This is a genomic window from Martinezella sp. CNPSo 3964, assembly GCF_057784375.1.
Genome location: NZ_JBXSOW010000011.1, coordinates 177,505 through 203,281, shown reverse-complemented (window position 1 = coordinate 203,281; position 25,777 = coordinate 177,505). Strand labels below are relative to the sequence as shown.

The window sequence follows — 25,777 nt, the reverse complement described above, 5'->3', positions numbered from 1 at the left end:
GTCAGCCCTTGAGACCGGTCATGGTGATGCCCTCGACGAAACGCTTCTGTGCGAGAAGGAACGCCGCAACGAGGGGAAGGGTAATGATGAGGGTTGCCGCCATCAGCGCGCCGTAGTCGTCGCCGGCTTCGGCGGCGCGGAAATACATGAGGCCCAGCGGCGGCGTGAAATAATCCTGCTTGCTGATGACGATCAGCGGCCAGTAGAGGTCGTTCCAGTGCGCGACGACCGAGAAGATCGCGAAAGCGGTCACGGCCGGCCATGCGTTCGGCACGATCACGCGGGCGACGATGCCGAGTTCCGACATGCCGTCGAGGCGCGCGGCGTGGATCAGGTCGTCGGGCATGGCGCGGAAGAACTGCAGGAACATGAAGATCGCGAAGACCGAGATCGAGAAGGGCGCGACGAGAGCCGTGTAGCTGTTCAGGAGCGAGAGGCTGTTGAAGCCGACATAGAGCGGCAGCGCCGTCGCGTGGATCGGGATCAGCAGGCCCAGCATGATCAGCACCATCATGGTGCGTGCCGCCGGGAATTTCAGCTTCGCCATGGCATAGGCGCAGGGAATGGCGATCAGCACCTGGAAGAAGAAGATCAGGCCGCAGACGAGCACGCCGTTGAACAGCAGCGTGCCCATGTCAACCTTGCTCAGCGCCTTGGCGATGTTCTCGACGTAATAGAAATGCGTCGGGATCAGCTTCAGGGCCGACGTGAAGATATCGTCCTGCGCCTTGCCGGCGGTCGAGATCATGAAAATGTAGGGCGCCAGGAAGATCAGCGAGCCCAGGATCAGCAAAGCGAGGCGCAGGATGCGGCCGGGAGTGAAGCCTGTCGAGGTCATGTGTAATGCACCTGCCGGTCTTGGACGCGATATTGCAGGAAGGTCAGCACCACGAGGATGGCGAGGAAGACGGTGGTCATCGCCGAGGCATAGCCGACCCGGAGATAGACGAAGCCTTCCTGGTAGATGCTGAAGAGCAGCACTTCCGACGCATGGTTCGGGCCACCGTCGGTCAGGGCCTTTACCGTATCGAAGACCTTCACCGCATTGATGATGCTGATGGTGGTTACGAAGAGCGTCGTCGGCCCGAGCATCGGCCAGGTGACGAGCCAGAAGCGATCCCACGCCGATTTTGCGCCGTCCACTTCCGCTGCAGAATAAAGCTCGCGCGGGATGGCGGTGAGACCGGCCAGGAACAGCACCATGTTGAAGCCGACCGATTGCCAGACGCCGATGATCGACAGGCTGTAGAGGGCGGTCGCCGACGAGCCGAGCCAATTCGGGCCAGGCAAGCCGATTTGAGCGAGCATCGCATTGATCGGGCCGATCGTCGGATGGAAGAGATATTGCCAGACGGTTGCCATGGCGACGATCAGCGAGGCGACGGGCAGGAAATAGGCCGTGCGGAAGAAACTGCGGCCGACGCCTTCGCTTTCGATCAGCAGCGCAACGCCGAGGCCGAGCACGATCGAGACCGGCGCGACGATGGCTGTGTAGACAGTCGTGTTCCAGAGGGATTTCTGGAAGGCGCGGTCGCGCAGCAGATGCGCGTAGTTTTCGAAGGCGACGAAGCGCAGGCTCTTGTCGCCCAGCTGGAAATCCGTGAAGCCGAGCACGACGACGGCGACGATCGGCACGATGATGAAGAGCACGATCAAGATGATGGCGGGCAGGGCGAAGAGCAGGGCCGTGCGGGCTTCGCTGCGTTCGCGGGCTGCGGCCGCCTGCATCGGCAAGGAGGTGGCGGCAATGCTAGCCATGCGCCTTTTCCCGCGTGGCGTCGACGGTCGTCGGTGCGGCGCGCAGGCGGCGGCCGTCTTCGGCGAAGACCATCGCCTGTTCCGCTGAGAGGCCCAGCGCCACCGGCATGCCGGCAGTAAGGCCGGCAACGTCTGCCGGTGCGAGCTTGATGACCATCGTCTCGCCGATGGCGTCGAGCTTGGCATAGAGGATGACTTCGGAGCCGAGGAATTCCATGCGCTCGATGTGAGCGGCAAGCGCATCCTGCCGGTTCTGCGTGAGGGTCACGAATTCCGGACGGATGCCGAGCGTGACGTTGCCGCCGGCGACGCTGCCGTCTTCCAGTGCAAGCCGGATGCCGCCGAAGGCAACGATGCCGTTTTCGGCCAGCGCCGGCAAAAGATTGATGCGCGGCTGACCGACGAAACGGGCTACTTCGATATGGGCGGGATCGTCGTAGATCGTCTGCGGCGAGGCGAACTGCAGCAGCTGGCCGCCGATCATGACGGCGACGCGATCCGCCATCGACAGTGCTTCGGCCTGATCGTGGGTGACATAGACTGTGGGCACGCCGGCGCGGCGGTGGAGATCAACGATTTCGCCACGGGCATGGACGCGCAGATTGGCATCGAGATTGGAGAGCGGCTCATCCATGAGGAAGACGGCGGGGCGGCGCACCATGGCGCGGGCCAGCGCCACGCGCTGGCGCTGGCCGCCGGACATCTGGCCGGGCTTGCGGTCGAGCAAATGGTCGATCTTCAGCGAAACCGCCATTTCGCGGACATCGCGGATGATGCCGGTGCGGGCCGCGCGCTGGCCGGGGATCATCGAACCGATGAAGGGCAGGCGCTGGACGCGCGACAGGCGGCGCATGGCGAGCGGCACGGCAATGTTTTCCGAGGCCGTCAGATGCGGATAGAGCGCGTAGGACTGGAACACCATGGCAATGTTGCGATCCGCTGCCGCAACGCCTGATACGTCGCTGCCGCCGAGGATGATTTCGCCGCTATCGGCATGATCGAGGCCGGCAAGGATGCGCAGCAGAGTGCTCTTGCCGCAGCCGGACGGACCGACGAGGGCGATGAACTCACCGGGCTGGACCTCGAGGTCGACGCCCTTGAGGATGGCATTGCCGCCGAAGGATTTGGCGATGCCGCGAAGCGAGAGTGCACTCATTCGGTCGGCTCCTTCTGTGCCTTGGGTGCTGCCTGCGGATAGACTTCCATGACGACGTCATCGAGGAAGTAGGCGGTCATGCCGGGTACGGCGACGAGCTCGGTCGACACCGTCTCGCCGAGTTCATGGATGGCCGCGCCGATCAGCCGTTCGCCGGGCATCTCGCGTTCCATCTTGTCGAGGATGAAGGCGCCGGGCGGTGCCCATACGACGGCGGTATCGTTGAAGCGGCCTTCCCAGGTCCAGTGCAGGTGGCCGCTGCCGAAGAGGGCGACGTCATGGGCCGCGATCAGATCATAGAGGCGGCGGCGCTGCGCCGGGCGCACGCTCCAGTAGCCGGTGTCGCCTTCATCCGGCGCATCGACGAAGAGCGGCTTGTGCGCGAAGAGGGCGATACGGCGGTCGCCGCGGCTTTCGAGCATATCCTGCAGCCAGTCGAACTGCTTCTGCTCTTCGTCGTCCTCGAAGCCCATCAGCAGGCTGTTGAGGCCGATCAGCCGCCAATTGTCGACGTCCTTTGCCCAATAGTCGGGGCCGACGAGGCGGCGCCAGCGGTCCAGCCGTTCGGGATTGACGGGCTGGTAGGAGCCGGGCAGGTGGCCGACATCGTGGTTGCCGGGCACGATCAGCATCGGCACGGAGATCTGTCGCATCAGATCCATGGAGAAGATAAGATCTTCGTCCTTGTCGGCGCCGTCGACGCTAAGATCACCGGTGTGAACGACGAGATCGGCGCCGCTTGCCTCGATCCATTTCGCCAGCGGCTCCCAATTGCCGTTGAAATGCGGCTTGTTGGGGCTCAAATGGGTGTCGGTGATCTGGATGATCTTCAAGGCGCTTCTCCGCAGTCGTCAGAATGGGTGCGCCTGAGGAAGGAATGGCCTTCAAACCAGCGCGTCTCTGCGCTCTCTTTAGAAGGCCCCCATGTCAGTTAGGTAACGGGTCTTTTCATCTGTTTTTCAGTTTTGTCACATCGCCGTCAAACGAGAGTGCCGCCCGCCTCCTGCCGAATGGAAGCACTATACGCGGTTGCCACGCTGCTATAGATCGTTGCGAAAGGGATCAGATATGTCAGACGAACAAAGCCGCATCATCAAGCTCGAGGAAACGGTTGCCCATCAGGCGAAGACGATCGAGGAGCTGTCCGACCAGATTGCCGAACAATGGAAGGTGGTCGAGCAGACGCGGCAGAAGCTCGATCGGCTGACCGAGCGGTTTCTGACGCTGGAAGAGCAGTCTCTCGATGCGCCGGCCATTACCAAGCCGCCCCATTACTGAACACCATCTCTGAACAAGGCCGCTGCCTTGTTCACGTTTCAGTGTTACACGCGGCCGTTTGTAACATTGAGCCTCGCCTTCCCGTATCTCCTTCTGACCGAAGCGTTTAGAATGGCGGTCGAGAGGAGAGTGTCATGAAGACTTTATCGACAGATATGATCCGTATCGGTTCGGCGCGGGTTGCGCGCTTTGCCGGACTCACAGCAGCCTCGGTACTGGTTGCCGCCGTTGCCCTGCAATTTGCCGGCCGCGCATCGGCCGAGGATGCGCGGGTTATCCCGTCGCCGAGCGTGGACGAGAAGGTTCCTTCCGCCAATACGGAGACGGCCGTGCTTGCCGGCGGCTGTTTCTGGGGCGTCCAGGGCGTCTTCCAGCACGTCAACGGCGTGATCAGCGCGACCTCTGGCTATACTGGCGGCAGCAAGGATGCGGCTCACTATGAAATGGTGAGCTCGGGCGATACCGGCCATGCCGAATCCGTGCGCATCGTCTTCGATCCGCACAAGATCAGCTATGGCCATCTGCTGCAGATCTATTTCTCCGTCGCCCATGATCCGACGGAGCTGAACTATCAGGGGCCTGATACCGGCACGCAATATCGCTCGGCGATCTTCCCGACCAGCCAGTCGCAAGCCGACATTGCCAAGGCCTATATCGACCAGCTCAACCACGCCAAGGCCTTCGATGCGGCTGTTGTCACCAAGATCGAGCCGGCGCGGCAATTCTATGCCGCCGAGGATTATCATCAGGATTTCCTGACGACGCATCCGAGCTATCCCTATATCGTCATCAACGACCTGCCGAAGATCAAGAACCTGCAACATCTCTTCCCTAAGGATTATCGTGCCGACCCGGTTCTGGTGACGGCAAGCGCGAGCGCGAAATGATGGTCCGCCTGACCGGCGAGCGATGCCCGCCGGTCAGGGCCGCTTGCAAGAAATGCTCGTTACTCCCGGTGCGTCTGGTGTATTGCTGCCTCACCATACATTGATCGAGAGTGCGCTTCGTCATGATCGTCCGCGACCGGCCGAATCTCTTCCAGCTTTTCTTCATCGTTCGAGGGTCGATCATCCGGCGCATCCTGCCGCAGATCATCGCCATCTTCCTGCTGTCGGCCCTGATCGTCTGGGGGCATGAGGAGAAGCCGCACCTCATCGTCTCTTTCAACGGCTCGGCGCTGTCGCTGCTCGGCATCGCGCTTTCGATCTTCCTCGGCTTCCGCAACAATGCCTGTTATGACCGCTGGTGGGAGGGGCGTCGCGACTGGGGGCAACTCGTCCAACTCGCGCGCAGCTTCGCCCGGCAGACGCTGGTGCTGGAGGGCGCAGGCGAGGTGGGCGTCGAGGCGCGCAAGAACCTGCTGCGCCTGACCATGGCTTTCGCGCAGGCACTGGTCTGTCTTCTGCGTGAAGGCAGCGACGAGGGCAAGGTGCTGCGCCTGCTGACGCCAAGCGAAGCCGAATTCTATCATGTCGCCCAGAACCGGCCCGACCTTATTCTGCGACTGATGTCCGCCGATCTCGCACGGCTGAAGGCATCGGGTGCGATTTCGGATATCCAATATCAGATGCTGGATATCACCATCGGCCAGATGGGTGCGGCCCAGGCGGCCTGCGAGCGTCTGCGCAACACGCCGCTGCCCTTCGGCTATACGCTGCTCCTGCACCGCACCGCCTATCTCTTCTGCTTCCTGCTTCCTTTCGGCTATGTCGATATGCTCGGCTGGGGATCGCCTTTCGTGACAGCGCTGATCGCCTACACATTCTTTGGTCTCGATGCGCTGGGCGACGAATTGGAAGACCCGTTCGGCCGGCGGCCCAATGCGCTCGCCATAGGTGCCCTTGCCGATACGATCGAGATCAATCTGCGCGAAGCGCTGGGCGAAACCGACCTGCCGCCGCTGCCACAGCCCAAAGATTTCCTGCTGATGTAAAAAATCTGCAAAAATATTCGTCGGGCGATGGAATAGAATCCGGAGTGCTTCCGTATATAGGTGTATGGAACGCAAAGGACGCACATTCGATGTTTTGGGGCAGCTCGGTTCGCTGAGACGTTACGCCCGCTCGCTCGTGCGCAATGCGGACGAGGCCGAGGATCTGGTGCATGATGCGCTGGTCAAGGCATATGAGCGCAAGGCATCTTTCAGGCGCGACGGCAATCTGCGCACCTGGCTGTTGTCGATCTTGCATAATGTGCATATCGACCGCCTGCGCCAGAAGAAATCGCTGAACCGTCGCCATGAAGAGGCGGCGACCGAGCTGGAAACGGCATTGCCGGCATCGCAGGACCACACGGTGCGTTTGAGCCAGGTCCGCGAAGCCTTCTTCAGTCTGCCAGAGGAGCAGCGCGAGGCGCTGCATCTCGTGGCGATAGAGGATCTCTCCTATCAGGAGGCGGCTTCCGCTCTTGGCATTCCCGTCGGCACGCTGATGTCCCGCATTGCGCGGGCTCGTGCGAGCCTGCGTAATTTCGAGGAGGCTACCTCCAAGGTTTCACATCTCAGGCTTATCGAGGGAGGCGGCAATGAAAATCGTTGATCCGATCATCGATACCGATCTCGACGCCTATGTCGATGGCGAGCTGACACTCGCGCGCCGTGTCGAGGTGGAATCCTATCTCTCAGAGCATCCGGAAATCGCCGCCAAGGTGATGGCCGATATGAGCATCCGTGGCGAGCTGCGCATGGCGCTGGCCGGAGAAGGTCATGTGGTCCGTGCAGAAACTCGGGAGGCCGCGCGGCGGCTGGAGCGCGGACTGGTCTATGGCCGCATGCTGGGATCCTTCCAGCGGGTTGCCGCCATCGCCGTGCTCGTGACGACCGGCTGGGTCGCGCATACGTCCTTCGGCGCCTTTACGGCGAGCGAGGTCAGTGCGTCCACAAGGCCGCCGGCCTTCGTCGACGACGCGGTGCGCGCCTACAAGACGACCGCCGTGCGCGAAGAGATCAAGCCGCAATCGGCGGCTGCGAATTACAATCCGGAAGAAATCCGTGCTTCGACGGCGATCATATTGCCGGAACTGCCGGGCGACTGGCGTGTCACCGATGCACAAATCTATCCGTCCGAGTTCGGTCCGAGCATCGAAATGATGGTCGATGCCGGGGAAGACGGGCATTTATCACTGTTTGCTGTCCGCCCGGGCAATTTCGCCGTCCAGGACGTCAGTCACATCAAGCGTGACGATGTTCAGGCTGCCTACTGGCAGATCGGCGAAGTCGCCTATGCGCTGATCGGCAATGGCAAAGCGGGTCAGCTTGACGGCGATGCCGAAAAGCTTGCCCGCAGCCTCTACTAGTTTGGATTAAAGGAGAACGACCATGAACCCGACCAATCCGCGATACGGCTACGGAGCCGCCGCCGGCTCTCAGGCGCTCTTCGACGAGGGACTGCGCCGGCACATGCTGCGCGTCTACAACTACATGGGTATCGGCCTTGTCGTGACCGGCATCGTCGCGTTGATCGTCGGCACGACGCCGGCGCTCTATGTGCCGATCTTCCAGAGCCCGCTGAAGTGGGTCGTCATGCTGGCGCCGCTCGCCTTCGTGTTCTTCTTCTCGTTCCGCATCCAGTCGATGTCGGCCAGCACGGCGCAGATGATGTTCTGGGCGTTCTGTGCGGTCATGGGCCTGTCGCTGGCCTCGGTCTTCCTGGTCTTCACCGGCACGAGTATTGCGCGCACCTTCTTCATCGCCGCGACGATGTTCGGTGCGACCAGCCTCTACGGCTACACGACCAAGCGTGACCTTTCCAACATCGGCTCGTTCCTGATGATGGGTCTGTTCGGTGTCATCATCGCCAGCATCGTCAATATCTTCCTGGGTTCGAGCGCGCTGCAGTTCGCCATCTCGGTCATCGGTATCGTGGTCTTCGTCGGCCTGACCGCCTGGGATACGCAGAACATCAAGGAACAGTATGCTGAAAACCATGATCAGGAATCGCAGCAGAAGCTCGCCGTCTTCGGTGCCCTGTCGCTCTACCTGAACTTCGTCAACATCTTCCAGCTGCTGCTGAACTTCACCGGCGAGCGGGAGTAGTCTGAAATTGCCTGCTTGAGCATGGTCTGAGCTAAAGGGCACTCCACGCCTTTGGTGATCATGCTCCGGTAATGCGTCTCCCTGGGGGCTTGTTGAGACGCATGACGCGCCTGCAGTATCTGCGCCGATACTGCAGGCGCAACTTTTTTGGGGGAGGCGGTAAACCAAGTTTACAGCAATCTTCGCCGCCAGGCGGCAAAGGGGGAAGGTGCCGGACCAAGAGAGCATCGTCTAGAGAAAAGGCCCGATAGCGCAGATCTGCTGCCATCGGGCCTTTCATCATTGGAGATATGCGGTTTCTCGTCCGTCAGCGGACGAGCGTGGTCTTACCACTCGGCGACGCTGCCGTCCTCGTGGCGCCAGACCGGGTTGCGCCAGCGATGGCCTTCCTTGGCGCGCTCGATGACGTAGGCCTCGTCCACCTCGATACCGAGGCCCGGTCCCTGCGGGATCGAGACGAAGCCATCGGCATAGTGGAACACCTCCTTGTTGGAGATGTAGTCGAGGATGTCGTTGCCCTTGTTGTAGTGGATGCCGAGGCTCTGTTCCTGGATGAAGGCATTGTAGCTGACGGCGTCGACCTGAAGGCAGGCGGCAAGCGCGATCGGGCCGAGCGGGCAATGCGGCGCCAGCGCCACGTCGTAGGCTTCCGCCATGGCTGCGATCTTGCGGCATTCGGTGATGCCGCCGGCATGGGATAGATCGGGCTGGAGAATGTCGACATAGCCGTCCGACAGCACCGACTTGAAATCCCAGCGCGAATAGAGGCGCTCACCCAAGGCAATCGGCGTCGAGCAATGGTTGGCGATTTCCTTCAGCGCCTCGCGGTTTTCCGACAGCACCGGTTCCTCGATAAAGAGCAGCTTGTAGGGCTCCAGCTCCTTGGCGAGAACCTTGGCCATCGGACGATGGACGCGGCCGTGGAAGTCGACGCCGATGCCGATATAGGGGCCGATCGCCTCGCGGATGGTGGCGATGGTCTCGACCGCCTTCTCCACCTTGTCGTAGGTGTCGACGATCTGCATTTCCTCGCAGCCGTTGAGCTTGATCGCCTTGAAGCCGCGGGCAACGACGTCCTTGGCATTTTTGGCGACGTCCGAGGGACGATCGCCGCCGATCCAGGAATAGACCTTGATCTTGTCGCGCACCTGGCCGCCGAGCAACGAATGGATCGGTTGTCCGAGTGCCTTGCCCTTGATGTCCCAGAGCGCCTGGTCGATGCCGGCGAGGGCCGACATGTGGACGGCGCCGCCGCGATAGAAGCCGGCGCGGTACATGACGTTCCAGTGGTCCTCGATCAGGAAGGGGTCCTTGCCGATCAGATAATCTTCCAGCTCGTGCACGGCCGCCTGTACGGTGAGCGCGCGACCCTCGACCACGGGCTCACCCCAGCCGACAATGCCTTCATCGGTCTCGATCTTCAGGAACAGCCAGCGCGGGGGAACGATGTAGGTCGTCAGCTTGGTGATTTTCATGGGAATGATTCCGTTTGGCTTTGGGTTGCGTCAGCGGCGCGATGCCGCGGATCTTTGGGTTGCGGGATTTGTTTTCCGGCCTGCGTCCAGCTGCCGTTCGACGGCGAGATCGCGGGCGGCAAGATCGAGCATGCGGTGAGCGCAGTCACGCGCGGCGTCGCGATCGCGAAGGCGCAGCGCTTCGACAAGTTCACCGTGAACGGCGATCGCCTCGTCGCGGCTATGGGCAGCGACGTTGGAGGCGTGCAGCGCATATTTCAGGCCGGCATGCATGGCGCTGGAAAGACGGCGAAACACCTGGTTGTGACTGGCGCTGAGCAGCAGCTTGTGGAATGCCACGTCGGCTTCGGTAAAGCCCTCCGGATCATCGCCGCTGTCGCGCATCTGCTGCCATGCGCTCTCGAGATCGGCGATTTCGCGGGCCGTCGCCCGTTCCGCGGCATATTCGGCGGCGGCGGGTTCTATCGTGCGGCGGGCTTCAAGAATGGAGCCGAGAATGTCGAAATCGGCGATATAGGGTCCCATCCATTCCAGCACATCCTGGTCGAGGATGTTCCAGTCGTCCTTGTCGCAGACCGTGGTGCCGATGCGCGGCAAGCCGCGCACGAGACCCTTGGACTCCAGTACCTTGAGGGATTCACGAATAACCGTGCGGCTGACGCCGTACATTTCGCAGAGATCGTTTTCACGCGGCAGGGTCGAGCCGGAAGGGTAGCGTTCTGCGCAGATGTCTTCGGCGATCGCGGCAGTCACGTTTCTGCGCACGCGGGGACGGCGCACCGGCTGAGCCGAGGAGCCATGCCCCTGTCTTTCGAGCGATTCCACCCTATCTCCTCCACGCCGTTTCGCATGCTCTGCCTGAATCTTTCTCGACCGGAGACGAGCGGGACTTTCATGCGGGCGATGCCCGGCCACGTTTCGTGACCAACGTCGAAATGATCATACGATATTCATCATACATTGACAATATCGTTGTATGATGATTTGAAAGACCTGCGCAATCGCCTTTTCAGGAACAAGCGGCTGGCGCAGCCGTTTTCCGGATTGACGCCGCATCTGTTACGGCGGCGTCGTCTTCGACGGATAGAAGGATTATGGTGTCGGTGCAGGTGGCGAGGCCGCTTGCCGCCGATCATCAGGGGGAGGCGAGCTTTGCTCCCCGAAGTTCATTCAACGACAAGGAGGACGACATGCAGATCAATCGCACAGGTTCGGCTCAATGGTCCGGCGGTTTGAAGGACGGCAAGGGTCAGATTTCGACGCAGAGCGGCGCGCTCAGTCACTATCCTTACGGTTTTGCCAGCCGCTTCGAAGGCGTTGCCGGCACCAATCCGGAAGAGCTGATCGGCGCGGCGCATGCCGGCTGCTTCACCATGGCCTTGTCGCTGATCCTCAATGAAGCCGGCTTCACCGCCGAAAGCATGGAGACGACGGCCAAGGTGACGCTTGAAAGCGTCGAAGGCGGCTTCGCCATCACCGCAATCCATTTGACGCTAACAGGCAAGGTGCCTGGCGCCGACGAAGCTACCTTCACCGAGCTTGCCAACAAGGCAAAGGCCGGTTGCCCGGTTTCCAAGGCGCTTGCTTCCGTTCCGATCTCTCTGGAAGTTCACGCCGCATAGGCTCGAAATCTCATGGTTCGACAGGCGCTTTGCGGGGCGAGGGGCCTGTCGAATGCCGCCTTATGATGGCAAAAGCGGTGTATTTTCGCTGGCCAATAGGTCTTACGAGCCTGCGTCTGCTGCAAGGTGTCGCTTCACGATCAAGGCCAGTGGAACCGTGTAGAAAAAGTGCGACATGAAGCCGCCGATAACGACCATCGGATCGAAATAGTTCGGATGATCCGCAGTCGCCACCATGATGGCAGCATGCATCACGATCCAGATCACGACGGCGTAGAACAATGCCACGAACGTCGCCTCGAAACCGCGCCGGCGGAAGTACGGCCAGATATAGGCAAAGGCGATGCCCCAGGCGAAGACGAAGGAGAAGTGGATTGCGGTGCCGAGAAAATACGCCGTCAATCCCAGGGATTCCTGCACCGCCTTGCCGAATACGAGGCCGGTGGCATTGCGGGGGATGCCCGCCAGCGGCATGAGCTGCTGGATGCCAACCCAGACGATCGCCTCATATATCCAGATCAGGATGCCGCCGGCGAGACCCCCGATCACACCGGCTTTTATGGTCGCCCACAGGGCCGGTGTATCCGTGAGGCCTTCTCCCAGCTTCGTATCCCGACGGATCTCGTTATAATTGCTGCTCATGTTCGATTTTCCTCCCTGATTGCTCCACTCTCAAATTCATGCCTGACCATCCAAATTATGGATGGGCGTAAGGTCCTCTTTCGGAGGTTTTCTAACGGCGCGGGAAAATTTATCGGGAGCCTGACGGGGCCGATCATGACGGTCGGCTCCTACCATCGCATAATTGACGGCGCCTCGACATTTCGTCTCGCAGTCCGACTATTCATCGGACAAATAAAGAGGATGCCGTCGCAACACCAATTCAAACGGTCGGCGGTTTGATAAGTATTGGCTATATCGCGGCTTCGTAAAATTGCGGCCAGGCGACATCGACCGGTCTCGCCATGCGAAGGCGTGTTTTCGCGCATGCATCTGCAATCCCTCGCCGCTGCCTCGATCCAGGCTTGCTACAAAATATCCTGCGCGTGCGGCGGGTTTGGTATATAGTCCACGCCCGGGCATTGGGCTGTCATTTTCACTGAAATGCAGTGCTCAAGGGGAGGGGCGAATGTCTGGAATTCTTTTGATTCATGTCGTCATCAGTTTGCTTGCCATCATCAGCGGTATTGTCGTGGCTCAGGGATTTCTCACGGCCAATCGCCACGACCGATCGACGCTCGTCTATATGCTTACGACTGCGCTCACCAGCCTGACGGGTTTCTTGTTTCCGTTTCACGGGATCACGCCGGCGATCGTTGTCGGCATTCTCTGTCTTCTCATCTTCATACCGACGGCGCTGGCGCGCTACAGGTTTCATCTTGCCGGCATCTGGCGGTCGGTTTTCGTGGTCGGTGCGCTGGTGCTGCTCTTCTTCAATTGTCTGGTGCTGATCATTCAATCGTTCCAGAAGATACCGGCGCTCAATGCGCTGGCGCCTGCCGGTAACGAGCCGCCGATCCTCGCGGCGCAGGTGGCGCTTTTGGTGGCCTGCCTGTTTGTCGGGTATTTCAGTATTCGCCGCTTCCGTCCGACGCTTTTGGGCGCCTGATCGGGCCTGCGACAAAATGCCGGACACTTTCAGCCCGATCCGCAAGGAGCGTTGTTGAAGGTTTAACTGTTGTTTCAAGTTGTTCGGCGCATCATCGGTTTATTCAGTAGCATCTCAAACGGCCTGCGGTTGTGGGTGGCTTATTGACATCGGCACTCTAATGGATTACGAGTGACGAAAATTGAAAATCGTCACTCGTAATCCATCAGGCCTTAGTCATGCTCGAGCTTCACGATGTCAACGCCGATCCTGCCCGCCAGGAAAACATCGCCCGCATTCTCGATGCCGCCGAAAAGCTGTTTCGCCACTACGGCTACAGCAAGACGAACGTAGCTGACATCGCACGCGATCTCGGCATGTCGACGGCGAATATCTACCGATTCTTCGGCTCCAAGACGGAAATCCATCAGGCTATCTGTGGGCGCATGCTCGGCCAGAGCTACCAGATGGCGCTTGCCATCCGCAATCAACCGATCAGCGCGACCGAACGGCTGCGGGCCTATACCATGGCCCAATATAAGATGACGATGGAGGCCATGCTCGACGAGCAGAAGGTTCACGAGATGGTCGTTGTCGCCATCGAGCGTGATTGGCACGTTATCGAAAAACATATCGACCGCATCCATGATCTGATCGCAGAGATCATCGCGGAGGGCATTGCCGCCGGCGAGTTCGTCGAGCAGGACCCCTATGTCGCGTCCAAATGCTTCGGTGCGGCGACCATCAATCTCTGTCACCCGCAGATGGTGGCCCAGTGCCTCGCCAAGACAAACCGGGCCGAGCCCGAGGATCTCATCGAATTCGCCATCAGGGCTTTGAAGAAATAGCAATGCGCGCACCGGATGCCCGGCGTGTTCCCACTCTTTGTTCGACTTTAGGAGAGCGACATGGTTTCGCTGACGACCAACACTCTACGAGCCGCTGCCGGTGCGGTTCTTCTTTCCGCCTTGGGGCTTGGGCTTTCGGGCTGCAATGAGAAGAAGGAAGAGACGGCGGAGGTGATCCGGCCGGTCAAGGTCGTCGAGATCGCTCAGGCCGATACGACGCGCAAGCTCGACTATTCCGGTGCCGTGCGTGCGCGGACGGAGATGAATCTCGGCTTTCGCGTGAACGGCAAGATCGTCGAGCGCAAGGTGGATATCGGCCAAAGGGTAAAGCCCGGCGATGTGGTCGCCCGCATGGATGCAACCGATTATGTTCTCGCCGTGCGCCGTTCGCAGGCCGATCTGGATGCGGCTGAAAAGCAGGTGCAGACGACCGAGCTTGCCCGCAATCGCGCGCAGACGCTTTTCGACAAGAATGTCACCTCCAAGTCGCAACTCGAGCAGGCCGAGCTTTCCTATGAGCAGGCCGTTTCGACGCGCGATTCCGCAGCGTCGGCATTGACCGAAGCCAAGAACCAGGTTGCCTATGCCGACCTGACCTCCGACATGAATGGTATCGTGACTGCGATCAACGCCGATGTCGGCCAGGTGGTCAGTTCCGGTACAGCCGTCATCACCGTTGCCGTCGATGGCGAGAAGGAAGTGCAGGTCGCTGTCCCGGAAATGGACATCGCCCAGTTCAAGGTCGGCAAGGATGTCAAGGCGCGCTTCTGGTCCGATGCGGCCCTCGTGCTGGATGGAAAGGTGCGGGAAGTGTCCGGCAGTGCCGATCAGTCGCGCACCTTCGCCGTGCGTGTGAGCGTACCGAACGATCCGCGCGTTCTGCTTGGCATGACCGCGACGATCGAGGCGCTTGCCGACAATACCCAGCCCTATGTTTCCATTCCGCTGAGCGCCCTGGCGCAGAAGGATGGGCAGCAGATCGTCTGGCTCGTCGACCGCAGCGCCGGTACCGTGCATTCGCGTGCCATCAAGGTCGCCGATTTCGCCGATGACGGCGTGCGCGTAGCTGATGGTCTCAAGACCGGCGACGTCGTCGTTGCCGCAGGGACCCAGTTCATGAGCGAAAACATGAAGGTCAAGCTTTCAGGCGCCGCAGCCCAGCAGGCCTCCGCAGAAACCAAAGCCGCCTCGGCGGATATCGTACGCTGACCCGGATCGAGGGGACGACACCATGTCCATCAATAGTACCTCCGACGAGAGGAAGCGTTTCAACCTGTCGCGTTGGGCAATTGCCCATCCAAGCATTGCGCGCTTTCTGTTCGGGCTCATCATCATCGCCGGTGCACTCGGCCTGACCCATATGGGCCAGAAGGAAGACCCGGATTTCACCTTCCGCGTCATGGTCGTGCAGACCGTCTGGCCCGGTGCTTCCCTGCAGGACATGGAAGACCAGGTGGTCAACAAGATCGAGCGCAAGCTGCAGGAAACGCCGCATCTCGATTGGGTCAAATCCTATACGCGTGCCGGCTTTGCCATCACCACCATCCAGATCAAGGGCGATACCAATACCGCAGAGGTGAAGGATGCCTTCTACCAGATCCGCAAGAAGGTCGGCGATATCGGCAACGAGCTGCCGTCCGGCCTGCTCGGCCCTTATTTCAACGATGAATTCGGCGATACCTTCATCACGCTGCATTCGATCAGCGGCGATGGCTACAGCTATCCTGAGCTGAAGAAATTCGCCATTCAGGCCCGTGACATGCTGCTCTCGACGCCCGGCGTCGAGAAGGCGACTATCATCGGCGATCAGGCGGAGCAGATCTATATCGATGTCTCTTCCAAGGTTCTGGCCGAGCGCGGACTGACGCTCACTGACCTGAAGAACGCCATCGTCGGTCAGAACAACGTCGATCCGGCCGGCACCGTCGATACCAGCATCCGCTCGGTGCGCATCTCGGTCGAGGGCGACGTCAACAAGATCGAGGATATCAAGAACCTTCGGCTCACCGCCGGTGGCCAGGTGACGCGCCTTGGCGATATCGCCACTGTCACCGCCGGGCTGCAGGACCCCTACACCGCCAAGTTCCTCTATAACGGTCATCCAAGCGTGCAGCTCGGCGTCGTCATGGCTCCAGGCTTCAAGGTGACCGATGTCGGCAAGTCGGTTGAGGAAACCTACAAGCGCTTCGAAGCCTCGCTGCCGGTCGGCGTTCAGGTCGATCAGATCGCCAACCAGCCCGACGTCGTCACGGATGCGATCAGCGAATTCATGCATGCGCTTGGCGAAGCTCTCGTCATCGTACTGATCGTCTCCTTCCTGTCGATCGGCTGGCGCTCGGGTCTGGTGATCGCGATCGCCATTCCGCTGGTCCTCGCAGCAACGTTTGCCATCATGTACGAATTCGGCATCGACCTGCAGCGCATTTCGCTCGGCGCTCTTATCATCGCGCTCGGCTTGCTGGTCGACGATGCCATGATCGTGGTGGAACTCATGGAGCGCAAGCTTGAGGAAGGGCTGGTCAAGCTCGATGCAGCAAGCTTCGCCTATTCTTCGACCGCATTCCCGATGCTGACCGGCACGTTGATCACGACGGCCGGCTTCATTCCCGTCGGCTTTGCAGCGTCGACCGCGGGCGAATATGTCCGCACGCTCTTCTACGTCGTCGGCATCGCGCTCGTAGTTTCCTGGTTCGTCGCGGTCTATTTCACGCCATGGCTCGGCTACATGATCCTCAAGCAGCGCCATCATGCCGGCGAGCATCATGACGTGTTCGATACGCGCTTCTACCGCCGTCTGCATTCCTCGGTCGCTTGGGCCGTGCGCCACCGCGTCATCGTGTTGCTTCTGACGCTCGCCGCCTTCGTCGGCAGCCTCTGGTCCTTCCAGTTCATTCCGCAGAACTTCTTCCCGCAGTCCTCGCGCCCGGAAATCCTCGTCGATCTCTGGCTGCCAGAGGGCACCAGCATCAAGGAAGTCGAGCGCCAGGCCCAGGCACTGGAAGCCCGCATGGCCGATGATCCCGACAAGCGTTTCATCGCCACCTATATCGGCCAGGGCGCGCCGCGCTTCTTCCTGCCGCTCGATCAGCAGCTGACGAACCCGAACTATGCCCAGATGCTGGTCATGGCCAAGGATGAGCCGGCTCGCGAGCGGCTGATCACCAAGATGCGCGGCATACTGGCCAACGATTTCCCATCCGTTCGCGGCAAGGTCGATCGCCTGTTCCTCGGCCCGCCGACGGGCTGGCCCGTACAGCTGCGCATCATGGGGCCGGATCGTCAGGAGGTTCGCCATATTGCTGACGAGGTGAAGCAACGCTTTGTCCAGAATCCGTTGCTCGGCGCCATCCATGACGACTGGCTTGAGCCGGTGCCGGCCATGAAGCTGGTGATCGATCAGGATCGCGCCCGCGCTCTCGGCGTCACCTCGCAGCGCATTCGCCAGATGCTTCAGGCCTCGATGTCGGGCGTCACTCTCGACAACTATCGCGAGGGTGAGGAAACCGTTGGAATCGTTGCCCGCGAGCCGGAAGAAAGCCGTCATCTGCTGACGTCGGTAAACTCGGTCTATATCCCGACGGATAGCGGTGGCTTCGTGCCGCTGTCACAGGTCGCCAAGATCGTGCCTATCATGGAGCAGAGCATAGAATGGCGCCGTGACCGCCTGCCGACCATCAGCGTGCGGGCGACCCTGCCCGACAATGTGCAGTCGAACGACGTGACCGCCAAGCTCTACAACGACATGGCTGATCTGAGGAACAGCCTGCCGGCCGGCTACAAGATCGAGATCCAGGGGGGAGCCGAAGACAGCGCCGAAAGCCAGGCCTCGATCGCCGCCAAGGCGCCGATCATGCTTGTCATCATCGTCGTGCTGCTAATGGCGCAGCTGCAGCACTTCGGCAAGGCGATGCTGGTGCTCGCCACCGGGCCGCTCGGCATCATCGGCGCGGCCGCGGCTCTGCTCATCAGCGGTGCGCCCTTCGGCTTCGTCGCGATCCTCGGCGTTATCGCACTGCTCGGCATCATCATCCGCAACTCGATCATTCTCGTCGACCAGATCGACCAGGATATCGCGGCGGGCATGGACCGGAAGGAAGCGATCATCGGCTCGGCCGTGCGTCGTTTCCGGCCGATCACGCTGACCGCGCTGACGGCCGTGCTGGCGCTGATCCCGATCTCGCGCGGCGTCTTCTGGGGGCCGCTCGCCTATGCGATGATGGGCGGTATTCTGGTCGCGACCGTACTGACGATCTTCGTGCTGCCCGCCGGCTACGCCCTGTTCTTCGGTCGCGAGCCCAAGAACAAGTCGGCGGCGCCGCCAGCCAAACAGCAGGCTGACGAGGAAGAACAGAATACGATCCAACTGCCGCCGGCCGTGGCGGCGGAGTGAGGCGCCTGAAAGAAGAAAACCCCGGCCTGAGGCCGGGGTTTTCTTTTGAGCCGTTAAAGCATTTCCGCTTTTCTTCGAATCGCCAAAACGTCCTTTCTTCTTATTTCCCAACGCATTCCGGACGGAAAACCGCTACGCACTTTTCCTGGAAATGTTTTAGATAGACGGCAGGATCGTCTGCTTACCTTCGGTGATCTTGAGGATCGTCAGCGTTCCGCCCATGGAAACGGCCGTATCGATACCGATGCGGCTTAGACCAAAAACGGGATGCGAGCCCGGCGTGTGGCCGTGGACCACCAGCAGCGGCAAAAGCGGTCCGACCGACAGGAACGGCTCGCGAATCCACATCAGATCTTCGTCCGTCTGTTCACTTAAAGGAAGGCCTGGTTTGATGCCGGCATGGACGAAGAGTGTCGAACCGAAAGTGACAGCTATAGCCAGCGAACGCAGCAGATCGATATGCGCTGCCGGCATCACCCTTAGCACCGTGTCACGCAACTCCCCGACGCTATAACCGAGATCGAAAAGCATATGCCGGGCATCGATGCCGTAGGATGCGAGCGTCGGCAAGGCGCCGAACTCCAGCCAATGGATGTTGGCATCGGGATCGTCCAGAAAACGAAGGAAGACATCGTCGTGATTGCCGCAAAGCGCATAGCGATCGAAACCTTCGGGCGGCGGTGCGCTAAGATGCGCCAGGACATCGCCGGAACGTGGGCCACGATCGACATAATCGCCGAGATACATCAACAGCTTTCGGCCGGGAAGGCTGCGGGCATCCGCGATGATGCGCCTTTCGGCCTCCACCATCTCGTCGTAGCAGCCATGGATGTCGCTCAGGGCATAGATTGCTGTGTAATCACGTCCGGTGAGATCGATACGGTCTCGTTGATGCTGCATGAAATCGACCGTTTCCTGCCGGATCGTGCCTGAATGGCCGCGGCAGCCCAATTGCTTGACATGGTGTCGAGAAACCCGCCTTTGGCGAGCTTATATGGGACGGTATTCCAAGCATCGGTTTGCTGCAAGTCTTACGGGCACAGGCATTGGTCTGAACCGTTGAAATTTCAGAAAGATTCGGCATCATCTTTGGGAGGTCGAACCTTGTGCAACCTCCCGAATGGTTATGCTGCTCAGCCGCGATAGGCAGCTTCGAGCCCGGCAATGTCGAGCTTGACCATTCCCATCAGAGCTTGCATGACGCGGGCGGCCTTGGTCGGGTCTGGATCGGCGATATATTTGCCGAGCACCGTCGGTACGACCTGCCAGGAGACGCCGTAGCGGTCCGTCACCCAACCGCATTCCACCGGCGCGCCGCCATCGGTAAGGCCATCCCAGAGGCGGTCGACCTCGGCCTGATCGATGCAATCTATCTCCAGCGAGATTGCATGATTGAACTCGATGCGGCTGCCGCCGTTCAGCGCCATGAAGCGTTGGCCGGCAAGCGTGAAAGTGACGAACAGAACCTCATCGGGCTTGCCGGCGGGCGTGTCGATAATGTTCTTCTGCACATGATCGATCCGGGAATCCGGGAAAAGTGAGACATAGAAATTCGCTGCTTCCTCCGCTTCTTTTGCAAACCACAGGCATGGGGCAATCTTGGACATTGGGTACTCCTCTCTCCGATTGAATGCCCTTAGGACGAAGGAGGAGCGGCAGGGCCGACAGGGTGGCGAAAATTTTTTCGAGTCCATACCGGCCGCCGGCCATTATACGAGGCGGCCGCCGCCATCGATGTGCAAGACCTCTCCCGTCACGAAGCGGTTCGTCATCAGGAAGAGGATGGCCTCAGCGATATCCTCCGGCCGGCCGATATTGCGGCTCGGCAGCGTCGAGGCGGTTTGTTCGAGGGCCTGCCGCTTGGCATCGCCCATCAGGCCATCGAGCAGCGGAGTATCCACCCATCCCGGCGAAACCGCGTTGATGCGCATCGGCGACAGTTCAATGGCAAGGGCACGGACCGTACTTTCGACCGCGGCGACGGCAGCCGCCACAACGGCACCGATGGCGGCCGGGCGAGAGGCGAATTGCCCGGAGGTCATGGTAATCGAGCTTGCAGAATGAAGAAGCGGAAGAGCAGCCTTGATGGCGAGCAACGGCCCGATCAGGCGTTCGCTCACGACCTTCGAGAGATCCGCTTCCGACTGATCCTTGAGCGACTGCAGGTGAACGGTGCCGGCCGTGATCAGCAGATGGTCGATCCTTTCGATCCCTGCGAACATCGTGGGTTGTGGGGCGGCAATGTCTGCGACGATCTGGGTCGCGCCGCCGATCGCTTCCGCAGCTTCGCGAAGACGCTGCGGATTGCGGGATAGTAGAAAGAGATTCGCGCCGGCGTCCTTGGCCTGCCTGGCGGTTGCCAGGCCAATGCCCGAAGAGCCGCCGATGATGACGACATTCTGCCCCTGGAACGATTGAGGCTGCGTGTTGCCCGTATGAATGGTGCTGGTCTGCAAGACTGGTTCTCCGGTTGGATTGTTAACCGGTCCGAAGATCGTTGATCGGCATATGCTTTGGAAGGAAGCGAATGGCGATGTCATTTATCGTAAAAGGCGATAGAATGTCGTCATGGACATGCTTTCCGCCATGCGCATCTTCATCCGCGTCGTCGAGCGCGGCAGCCTTTCAGCCGCCGCGCGCGATCTCGGCCTCGGCCAGCCCACCGTCAGCGAACGCGTCGAGAAGCTGGAAAAGCATTTGGGCGCGCGGCTCCTCTACCGCACGACCCGTTCGGTGCAGGCGACCGATGCCGGCGCGCGCTTCTACGACTATGCCAAGCGTGCCATCGAGGCAGCCGAGGAGGCAGAGGCTTCTGTCGCCGCGGCCGAGACGTCGCTCACCGGAACCTTTCGGATCGCGGCGCCGCATGGGCTGGGCGAGATGACCTTGCCGCGGTTGCTCATCGAATTCCAGACACTGCATCCGGCCCTGGCGATCGACGTAACCCTGAATGATCGCTTCGTCGATCCAATGACCGAAGGCGTTGATCTCTCGATCCGCATCGGCGAGATCGGCAGCGGCAACTTCATCGCCCGCCGGTTGGGGACGATGCGCCGGCTCATGCTGGCCGCTCCCGGCTACCTCGAGCGACACGGGCAGCCGCGCGAACCGGCAGAACTTGCGGCGCATCCCTTCATCCGGGTCGCCGGTTTCGCGGCGGATGAGCGACTGCAACTGATCGGTTCCGACGGCGGGACGGTGGAAGCGCCGATCCGCACCGCATGGCGTGTCAATCACTGGCGGCCGCTCATGGAGGCAGTGCTGGCGGAAAGAGGGATAGGCGCATTGTTCGTTGCCGTCTGTGGCCGGGAGATCGCCGAAGGAAGGCTGGTTTCCGTGCTGCCTTCCCATGAGTTCAGGCGCGTGGAAGTCCACGCCATCTATCCGCCGGGGCCGCGCCCCGCCGCGAGGACGAAGGCCTTTCTTGCGCTGCTCGCCGAGCGCGCCGACGAGCTCTTTGGCGAGACGCCAGCGGCCCAAGGCTCCTAGCGGCTGGCTGCGAGTCTTTCGGCGAATTCGATCGCTTCGATCAGGCTGCGTTCATTGGCGATGCCTTTGCCGGCGATGTCGAAGGCGGTGCCGTGGTCGACGGAGGTGCGCACGATCGGCAGGCCGAGCGTGATGTTGACGCCGGAAAGATCCATCCATTTGCCCGTCGCCGGATCGATTTCGAAGCCGAGCAGCTTCACTGGGATATGGCCCTGATCGTGATACATGGCGATGACGGCGTCATATTGGCCGGCGCGTAGCTTGACGAAGACGGTGTCGCCGGGAACGGGGCCGACGATATCGAGCCCGTCGGAAACAGCCTTGGCGATGGTCGGCGTGGAGATGTCGATATCCTGCCGGCCGAAGAGGCCGCCTTCGCCGGCATGCGGATTGAGCGCCGCAACGGCAATCTTCGGGCTGGTGATGCCGAGATTCTTGAGCGCCTTGTCGGTGAGGTCGATGACAAGCCGCAGCCGCTCCGGCGTCAGGCGCTTCGGCACGTCCTCCAGCGCGACATGGGTGGTGACGTGGCTGACGCGCATGTTGCCATGGGCGAGCATCATGACAGAGCCGCGCGCGCCTGTGAGTTCCGCCAGCAGCTCGGTATGGCCGGCATAGTGGAAGCCGGCCTTGTTCAGCGCTTCCTTGTTGAGCGGCGCGGTGACGATGCCGCCGATCTTGCCGGATAGCGCCAGCTGAACACCCTTTTCGATCGCCTTGAAGGCCATGCGGCCGCCATCGGCGGAAAGTTTTCCTGGCAGGATCGGTTCGCCCTCGGCATCGGCCTGGATGAAGCAGAGGTTCGGCCAGTCGCCATCCATTTGCGCTTCAGGGATTTCGATATCGAGGCCGAGTTGCTGCTCTGCGAGCCGCAGAGTGGGGCCGCTGCCGATAATTGTTAGTTTCAGCTTACCTTCTGCAAGCCGATCTCTTAGCCGCGCGGCCGCCTTGACGATGATTTCCGGGCCGATGCCGGCGGGGTCGCCCATGGTGATTGCGAGATGCCGCGTCATGGTTCTTCTCCTCCGGCAATCAGCCCGTTTTCACTCAAGAGATCGCGCCACAAGGTCGGGCCGCCGAAGGCGCCTGATTTGGAGATGACGGTCGTGCCTTCCCAGGGGCCGCCGACGATCGTCGAGCGCGGCAGGCCGGGTGCCGCCTGGCCGGTGATGCTGAGCGCCGATACGTCAAGCGCCGAACAGAGATTGCGTAGGGTTTCTCCGCCGGCGACGATCAATGTACCTGGGGCCGGCAGGGCCTTGGCCATGCCGCCGAAGCTTGCCGCGATCCGCCTCGCGGCATCGTCGCGTTCAAGCCCTATCGGTAGGCCAAGGCTTACCATGGCCACGCCGCTTTGCTGGATTTGATGATCGATGGCACCGGCATCCGCACTCTCGCCAAGCTTCAGCCAATTGGGGCCGCAGGCCTGGAGTTGCGCAAGCGTGATCGGCTGATCCGAGCCGAACAGGCCGAGCACGGGCCTTTGCAGCTTGCGCGATATGGGGACGGCGGGTGCGGGTCGTCTTTCACCCGCGCTTTCTTGGGCGCGGGGCAGGTGATGCGTTGCCCGGTCGATATTGCGCGCGAGAGCGCGGGCGAGGCCGCCGGTGCCGCTCCAGAGGACCGGCCCTTCCAGCTCCGACGATACCCATGCGATGATCGCGTCGAGATCGTCATCCGTATGGGCATCGAACACATGGATGCCATCCGGAACGGGCGGTTTTCCAGCGCTATCGAGCGTCGTGTTGAAGGCCGGCAATCCCTCGGCGTGCAAATGTGTCACGAGATCGCCGCTAACATCGCGCCAGGCGTCCTTGCCGGCATAGAGCACCTGTCGTCCGCCCCGCGTGTGGCGTCCGTGATGCGGAAAGGCCGGCGCGAGAATGCAGTGCCGCCAGTGGCCGAGGCGGAAGCAGGCAGCAAGCTCCACCGCCCAGGGGCCGCGAAACAGGCTATCCACTTTCTTGAAGGCGAGATCGGCGCCCTCCAGCAGCGGCGCGATGCCGCCGACGATCGTTTCGGCTTCGGCCGCCGTTTTCTCGCGGGTGCCGCTGTCGATCGCAAGGCAATCCGGCAGGTCTTTGGAAAGCGCGTCGCTGCGCTCCACGTCGATCGGCCCGTAGACGCCGACGAATTCGACGGCGGTATCGAGCGCACCGGTCAAGTCATCGGCAATGAGGCGGAGGGTGGGCATAAGCTTCGGGAGCCTTCAGCGGCCTTGCGGGTATCGGATATGAACATGAAAGCCAAGGCCTTGCGGCTGCTCGGGCGACGCGCAATCTTCAGCCTTCCGTGAAGGATGTCAACGGGTTGCTTTGTCACCGAGTCATGTCGGGCCATCGCCTATGAGATCGCTGTCGCACAACCCCTTGCGCCATTGGAGCAGGCGATTGCATATGAAACAAGAAGCGCCCCTCACCCCAGCCCTCTCCCCGTTTTGACGGGGAGAGGGGGCGATCCCCCAAGCCCCTTCGCCCCGTTCTGAGCTTGTCGAAGGGGCGCGGAGAAGATGGACTCGAACAGTTGAGCGAAGCGAAACTGTGAGAGGACGGATGAGGGGCAACCTGTCCCTATGCAACTGCCTGCCATTTCATCCATCCGGGCTGCGACCTCAGCCCGCGTTTACTCACTGGCGCATATGCGCATATGCTTGTATCTGAACGACGCGGCGGTGCTTCGGCCGCTTCAAGGAGGGCAGGGTGAGCTACGATTTCCATGTGGGCCAGAAGGTCGTCTGCATCGACGACAAATTCAAGCATGTCAGCATCGATCAGCTGATCCGCAAGGGGACGATCTACACCATCCGCTGGGTCGGCGAATACACGCATTATGTCGACGGCACCTTCATCGGCGTCAAGCTGGAAGAGATCCATCGCGGCGATGATGACGGGCCGGAGGGCTATGGCGCCGCCGACATGCCCTATCGCGCCAGCCGCTTCCGCCCGCTGGTGAAGGACAAGATCGCTTCGCTCAGAAAGTTGCTGGCGCCGACGCCTGATGCGCCCGTCGAGCAGAAGGTCAAGACCAAGAAGACGGAAAAGGTCTGAGGGTAGGCGGGTAGCCTCGATTAACCCCGACGCGCCCGCGCAAGCCCGTGTTCGATCAGGCGGCTGACGAGTTCCGGATAGGAAATTCCCGAGGCATCCATGGCCTTGGGATACATGCTGATATTGGTGAAGCCGGGCATGGTGTTGATCTCGTTGATGACGACACTTTGATCCGGCCGCACAAAGAAATCGACGCGCGCCAGCCCTTCGCAGCCGAGCGCGCGGAAGCCATCGGCGGCCATGCGCTTCAACACCTCGGCCGTCTCGGCCGGAATATCCGCCGGCACGGTGACGACGGCGCCGTTCTGATCGAGATATTTCGCCTCGTAGGAATAGAAACCGTGGGTCGCGGCCGTGGCGATCTCGCCCGGCACGGAGACGAAAAGCGTGCCGTCAGGCTCTTCCAGCACGGCGCATTCGATCTCGCGGGCGCGCACGAATTCCTCCACCAGCACCTTGCGGTCATGCCGGAAGGCCTCGGCAAGCGCTGTCTCGAACGCCGCAGCATCCTGCACCTTGCTGACCCCGACAGACGAGCCCTGGCGCGTGGGCTTGACGAAGACGGGCGAGCCGAGCGTGCTCACGATCTCATCGAAATCAGGCTTGTCGCCGCGCATGAGCGTCACGGAGCGCCCCACCGGCAGGCCGGCCTCGCGCAGCAGGCGTTTTGCCATGTCCTTGTCGATCGCATTGGCCGAGCCGAGAATGCCGCAGCCGACGAGGGGCAAGCCGACGATCTGGGCAAGGCCCTGAATGGAGCCATCCTCGCCGTTCAGCCCATGCAGCACCGGAAACAACACATCGACCGCAGGCAGCTCGCGCGCGCCAGCACCCTCCAGCGTCAGCAGCCGGCCCTTGCCGCCTGGAGCGAAGCAGACTTCCGTGCCCTCATAGGCAATCGGCTCCGGCAGCACGCCGCCCTTTTCCTCCACCAGCAGCCAGCGCCCGCCGCGCTCGATCAGGATCGGCACGATCTCATATCGCCTGCCATCAATCGCCCTGACGACATTGCGGGCTGACATGACGGAAACCTCATGCTCGCTGGACTGACCGCCAAACAGAACGGCGACGCGTAGTTTCGACATTGAGGGTT

General features: G+C 61.1%; 26 protein-coding genes. 13 read left to right on the top strand and 13 right to left on the bottom strand.

What is annotated here, in order from left to right:
• Position 1: 1 nt before the first annotated feature.
• Genes AC13Q5_RS28330 through AC13Q5_RS28315 form a run of 4 tightly spaced genes read right to left on the bottom strand, consistent with a single transcriptional unit; the run spans position 2 to position 3,747 of the window.
• Positions 2 to 838: a carbohydrate ABC transporter permease gene (locus tag AC13Q5_RS28330; protein WP_488503930.1), complete on the bottom strand. Its 837-nt coding sequence runs from the start codon at positions 836 to 838 to the stop codon at positions 2 to 4.
• Positions 835 to 1,758: a carbohydrate ABC transporter permease gene (locus AC13Q5_RS28325; RefSeq protein ID WP_488503929.1), complete on the bottom strand. Its 924-nt coding sequence runs from the start codon at positions 1,756 to 1,758 to the stop codon at positions 835 to 837. The genes AC13Q5_RS28330 and AC13Q5_RS28325 overlap by 4 nt, the downstream gene beginning before the upstream one ends.
• Positions 1,751 to 2,914, bottom strand: coding sequence for an ABC transporter ATP-binding protein (locus AC13Q5_RS28320; protein WP_488503928.1), 1,164 nt, complete (start codon positions 2,912 to 2,914; stop codon positions 1,751 to 1,753). The genes AC13Q5_RS28325 and AC13Q5_RS28320 overlap by 8 nt, the downstream gene beginning before the upstream one ends.
• Positions 2,911 to 3,747: a metallophosphoesterase family protein gene (locus AC13Q5_RS28315; protein ID WP_488503927.1), complete on the bottom strand. Its 837-nt coding sequence runs from the start codon at positions 3,745 to 3,747 to the stop codon at positions 2,911 to 2,913. Before AC13Q5_RS28315 ends, AC13Q5_RS28320 begins: the two co-directional genes overlap by 4 nt.
• A 235-nt stretch (positions 3,748 to 3,982) precedes the next feature.
• On the opposite strand from AC13Q5_RS28315, the gene AC13Q5_RS28310 reads away from it, so the two are divergent.
• The 6 genes from AC13Q5_RS28310 to AC13Q5_RS28285 all read left to right on the top strand — a co-directional run bounded on the left by AC13Q5_RS28310 (position 3,983) and on the right by AC13Q5_RS28285 (position 8,225).
• Positions 3,983 to 4,192, top strand: a complete 210-nt coding sequence (locus AC13Q5_RS28310) for a SlyX family protein (protein ID WP_075851798.1) — start codon at positions 3,983 to 3,985, stop codon at positions 4,190 to 4,192.
• Positions 4,193 to 4,326: 134 nt separating this feature from the next.
• A complete protein-coding gene (gene msrA, locus AC13Q5_RS28305; protein WP_488503926.1) occupies positions 4,327 to 5,079 on the top strand; it encodes a peptide-methionine (S)-S-oxide reductase MsrA in 753 nt (250 codons plus the stop codon).
• 122 nt (positions 5,080 to 5,201) lie between these two features.
• A complete protein-coding gene (locus AC13Q5_RS28300) occupies positions 5,202 to 6,125 on the top strand; it encodes a bestrophin family protein (protein ID WP_488503925.1) in 924 nt (307 codons plus the stop codon).
• A gap of 64 nt (positions 6,126 to 6,189) precedes the next feature.
• On the top strand, positions 6,190 to 6,729 hold the full coding sequence (locus AC13Q5_RS28295; protein ID WP_457877931.1) for a sigma-70 family RNA polymerase sigma factor: 540 nt from the start codon (positions 6,190 to 6,192) through the stop codon (positions 6,727 to 6,729).
• Entirely contained in the window at positions 6,716 to 7,486 is a 771-nt protein-coding gene (locus AC13Q5_RS28290; protein WP_075851794.1) for an anti-sigma factor family protein, read from the top strand. The genes AC13Q5_RS28295 and AC13Q5_RS28290 overlap by 14 nt, the downstream gene beginning before the upstream one ends.
• A gap of 22 nt (positions 7,487 to 7,508) precedes the next feature.
• Complete coding sequence (locus AC13Q5_RS28285; RefSeq protein WP_075851793.1) at positions 7,509 to 8,225, top strand: Bax inhibitor-1/YccA family protein; 717 nt, start codon at positions 7,509 to 7,511, stop codon at positions 8,223 to 8,225.
• A 326-nt stretch (positions 8,226 to 8,551) separates the two neighbouring features.
• On the opposite strand, the gene dgoD is transcribed toward AC13Q5_RS28285, so the two are convergent.
• Positions 8,552 to 9,700 carry a galactonate dehydratase gene (gene dgoD / locus AC13Q5_RS28280; protein ID WP_457893870.1) on the bottom strand — a complete coding sequence of 383 codons (1,149 nt, stop codon included), beginning with the start codon at positions 9,698 to 9,700 and terminating at the stop codon, positions 8,552 to 8,554.
• 30 nt (positions 9,701 to 9,730) lie between these two features.
• Complete coding sequence (locus AC13Q5_RS28275; protein ID WP_488503924.1) at positions 9,731 to 10,525, bottom strand: FadR/GntR family transcriptional regulator; 795 nt, start codon at positions 10,523 to 10,525, stop codon at positions 9,731 to 9,733.
• A gap of 365 nt (positions 10,526 to 10,890) precedes the next feature.
• Here AC13Q5_RS28275 and AC13Q5_RS28270 point away from each other — a divergent pair, with 365 nt between their 5' ends.
• Positions 10,891 to 11,322, top strand: coding sequence for an OsmC family protein (locus AC13Q5_RS28270; protein ID WP_075851931.1), 432 nt, complete (start codon positions 10,891 to 10,893; stop codon positions 11,320 to 11,322).
• A gap of 102 nt (positions 11,323 to 11,424) precedes the next feature.
• Here AC13Q5_RS28270 and AC13Q5_RS28265 read toward each other — a convergent pair whose 3' ends face one another.
• On the bottom strand, positions 11,425 to 11,964 hold the full coding sequence (locus tag AC13Q5_RS28265) for a hypothetical protein (protein ID WP_075851788.1): 540 nt from the start codon (positions 11,962 to 11,964) through the stop codon (positions 11,425 to 11,427).
• A 487-nt stretch (positions 11,965 to 12,451) separates the two neighbouring features.
• Between AC13Q5_RS28265 and AC13Q5_RS28260 the strand changes: the two genes are divergently transcribed.
• The 4 genes from AC13Q5_RS28260 (at position 12,452) to AC13Q5_RS28245 (ending at position 18,148) form a co-directional block, all read left to right on the top strand.
• The gene (locus AC13Q5_RS28260) at positions 12,452 to 12,931 is read left to right on the top strand and encodes a hypothetical protein (protein WP_488503923.1); all 480 of its coding nucleotides are present in this window, start codon (positions 12,452 to 12,454) and stop codon (positions 12,929 to 12,931) included.
• 218 nt (positions 12,932 to 13,149) lie between these two features.
• Positions 13,150 to 13,758 (top strand): TetR/AcrR family transcriptional regulator, encoded by a 609-nt coding sequence (locus tag AC13Q5_RS28255; protein ID WP_075851785.1) that lies wholly within the window; start codon positions 13,150 to 13,152, stop codon positions 13,756 to 13,758.
• A gap of 60 nt (positions 13,759 to 13,818) precedes the next feature.
• Positions 13,819 to 14,967 carry an efflux RND transporter periplasmic adaptor subunit gene (locus tag AC13Q5_RS28250; RefSeq protein WP_075851784.1) on the top strand — a complete coding sequence of 383 codons (1,149 nt, stop codon included), beginning with the start codon at positions 13,819 to 13,821 and terminating at the stop codon, positions 14,965 to 14,967.
• A 22-nt stretch (positions 14,968 to 14,989) separates the two neighbouring features.
• On the top strand, positions 14,990 to 18,148 hold the full coding sequence (locus AC13Q5_RS28245; protein ID WP_488503922.1) for an efflux RND transporter permease subunit: 3,159 nt from the start codon (positions 14,990 to 14,992) through the stop codon (positions 18,146 to 18,148).
• Positions 18,149 to 18,304: 156 nt separating this feature from the next.
• Here the strand turns inward: AC13Q5_RS28245 and AC13Q5_RS28240 are convergent, their stop codons facing one another.
• The 3 genes from AC13Q5_RS28240 to AC13Q5_RS28230 all read right to left on the bottom strand — a co-directional run bounded on the left by AC13Q5_RS28240 (position 18,305) and on the right by AC13Q5_RS28230 (position 20,604).
• Positions 18,305 to 19,048, bottom strand: coding sequence for a metallophosphoesterase family protein (locus AC13Q5_RS28240; protein WP_488503921.1), 744 nt, complete (start codon positions 19,046 to 19,048; stop codon positions 18,305 to 18,307).
• A gap of 233 nt (positions 19,049 to 19,281) precedes the next feature.
• Positions 19,282 to 19,755 (bottom strand): VOC family protein, encoded by a 474-nt coding sequence (locus AC13Q5_RS28235; RefSeq protein WP_488503920.1) that lies wholly within the window; start codon positions 19,753 to 19,755, stop codon positions 19,282 to 19,284.
• A gap of 102 nt (positions 19,756 to 19,857) precedes the next feature.
• Entirely contained in the window at positions 19,858 to 20,604 is a 747-nt protein-coding gene (locus AC13Q5_RS28230; protein WP_488503919.1) for an SDR family oxidoreductase, read from the bottom strand.
• A gap of 112 nt (positions 20,605 to 20,716) precedes the next feature.
• Here AC13Q5_RS28230 and AC13Q5_RS28225 point away from each other — a divergent pair, with 112 nt between their 5' ends.
• Positions 20,717 to 21,637, top strand: a complete 921-nt coding sequence (locus AC13Q5_RS28225) for a LysR family transcriptional regulator (protein ID WP_457877939.1) — start codon at positions 20,717 to 20,719, stop codon at positions 21,635 to 21,637.
• Here the strand turns inward: AC13Q5_RS28225 and pdxA are convergent.
• Both pdxA and AC13Q5_RS28215 read right to left on the bottom strand, forming a co-directional pair.
• Positions 21,634 to 22,650: a 4-hydroxythreonine-4-phosphate dehydrogenase PdxA gene (gene pdxA / locus AC13Q5_RS28220; protein WP_488503918.1), complete on the bottom strand. Its 1,017-nt coding sequence runs from the start codon at positions 22,648 to 22,650 to the stop codon at positions 21,634 to 21,636. The two genes, AC13Q5_RS28225 and pdxA, sit on opposite strands and share 4 nt — an antisense overlap.
• Positions 22,647 to 23,831 (bottom strand): four-carbon acid sugar kinase family protein, encoded by a 1,185-nt coding sequence (locus tag AC13Q5_RS28215; protein WP_488503917.1) that lies wholly within the window; start codon positions 23,829 to 23,831, stop codon positions 22,647 to 22,649. The genes pdxA and AC13Q5_RS28215 overlap by 4 nt, the downstream gene beginning before the upstream one ends.
• A gap of 505 nt (positions 23,832 to 24,336) precedes the next feature.
• Between AC13Q5_RS28215 and AC13Q5_RS28210 the strand changes: the two genes are divergently transcribed.
• Positions 24,337 to 24,684, top strand: coding sequence for a CAP-Gly domain-containing protein (locus AC13Q5_RS28210; RefSeq protein ID WP_488503916.1), 348 nt, complete (start codon positions 24,337 to 24,339; stop codon positions 24,682 to 24,684).
• 20 nt (positions 24,685 to 24,704) lie between these two features.
• Here the strand turns inward: AC13Q5_RS28210 and AC13Q5_RS28205 are convergent, their stop codons facing one another.
• Positions 24,705 to 25,769: a D-alanine--D-alanine ligase family protein gene (locus tag AC13Q5_RS28205; RefSeq protein ID WP_488503915.1), complete on the bottom strand. Its 1,065-nt coding sequence runs from the start codon at positions 25,767 to 25,769 to the stop codon at positions 24,705 to 24,707.
• Between the last annotated feature and the right edge of the window lie 8 nt (positions 25,770 to 25,777).

Coding starts and splice junctions, on each gene's coding strand:
- AC13Q5_RS28330 (WP_488503930.1), bottom strand. CDS start 838: ATGACCTCGACAGGCTTCACTCCCGGCCGCATCCTGCGCCTCGCTTTG.
- AC13Q5_RS28325 (WP_488503929.1), bottom strand. CDS start 1,758: ATGGCTAGCATTGCCGCCACCTCCTTGCCGATGCAGGCGGCCGCAGCC.
- AC13Q5_RS28320 (WP_488503928.1), bottom strand. CDS start 2,914: ATGAGTGCACTCTCGCTTCGCGGCATCGCCAAATCCTTCGGCGGCAAT.
- AC13Q5_RS28310 (WP_075851798.1), top strand. CDS start 3,983: ATGTCAGACGAACAAAGCCGCATCATCAAGCTCGAGGAAACGGTTGCC.
- msrA (WP_488503926.1), top strand. CDS start 4,327: ATGAAGACTTTATCGACAGATATGATCCGTATCGGTTCGGCGCGGGTT.
- AC13Q5_RS28300 (WP_488503925.1), top strand. CDS start 5,202: ATGATCGTCCGCGACCGGCCGAATCTCTTCCAGCTTTTCTTCATCGTT.
- AC13Q5_RS28295 (WP_457877931.1), top strand. CDS start 6,190: ATGGAACGCAAAGGACGCACATTCGATGTTTTGGGGCAGCTCGGTTCG.
- AC13Q5_RS28290 (WP_075851794.1), top strand. CDS start 6,716: ATGAAAATCGTTGATCCGATCATCGATACCGATCTCGACGCCTATGTC.
- AC13Q5_RS28285 (WP_075851793.1), top strand. CDS start 7,509: ATGAACCCGACCAATCCGCGATACGGCTACGGAGCCGCCGCCGGCTCT.
- dgoD (WP_457893870.1), bottom strand. CDS start 9,700: ATGAAAATCACCAAGCTGACGACCTACATCGTTCCCCCGCGCTGGCTG.
- AC13Q5_RS28270 (WP_075851931.1), top strand. CDS start 10,891: ATGCAGATCAATCGCACAGGTTCGGCTCAATGGTCCGGCGGTTTGAAG.
- AC13Q5_RS28265 (WP_075851788.1), bottom strand. CDS start 11,964: ATGAGCAGCAATTATAACGAGATCCGTCGGGATACGAAGCTGGGAGAA.
- AC13Q5_RS28260 (WP_488503923.1), top strand. CDS start 12,452: ATGTCTGGAATTCTTTTGATTCATGTCGTCATCAGTTTGCTTGCCATC.
- AC13Q5_RS28255 (WP_075851785.1), top strand. CDS start 13,150: ATGCTCGAGCTTCACGATGTCAACGCCGATCCTGCCCGCCAGGAAAAC.
- AC13Q5_RS28250 (WP_075851784.1), top strand. CDS start 13,819: ATGGTTTCGCTGACGACCAACACTCTACGAGCCGCTGCCGGTGCGGTT.
- AC13Q5_RS28245 (WP_488503922.1), top strand. CDS start 14,990: ATGTCCATCAATAGTACCTCCGACGAGAGGAAGCGTTTCAACCTGTCG.
- AC13Q5_RS28240 (WP_488503921.1), bottom strand. CDS start 19,048: ATGCAGCATCAACGAGACCGTATCGATCTCACCGGACGTGATTACACA.
- AC13Q5_RS28235 (WP_488503920.1), bottom strand. CDS start 19,755: ATGTCCAAGATTGCCCCATGCCTGTGGTTTGCAAAAGAAGCGGAGGAA.
- AC13Q5_RS28225 (WP_457877939.1), top strand. CDS start 20,717: ATGGACATGCTTTCCGCCATGCGCATCTTCATCCGCGTCGTCGAGCGC.
- pdxA (WP_488503918.1), bottom strand. CDS start 22,650: ATGACGCGGCATCTCGCAATCACCATGGGCGACCCCGCCGGCATCGGC.
- AC13Q5_RS28215 (WP_488503917.1), bottom strand. CDS start 23,831: ATGCCCACCCTCCGCCTCATTGCCGATGACTTGACCGGTGCGCTCGAT.
- AC13Q5_RS28205 (WP_488503915.1), bottom strand. CDS start 25,769: ATGTCGAAACTACGCGTCGCCGTTCTGTTTGGCGGTCAGTCCAGCGAG.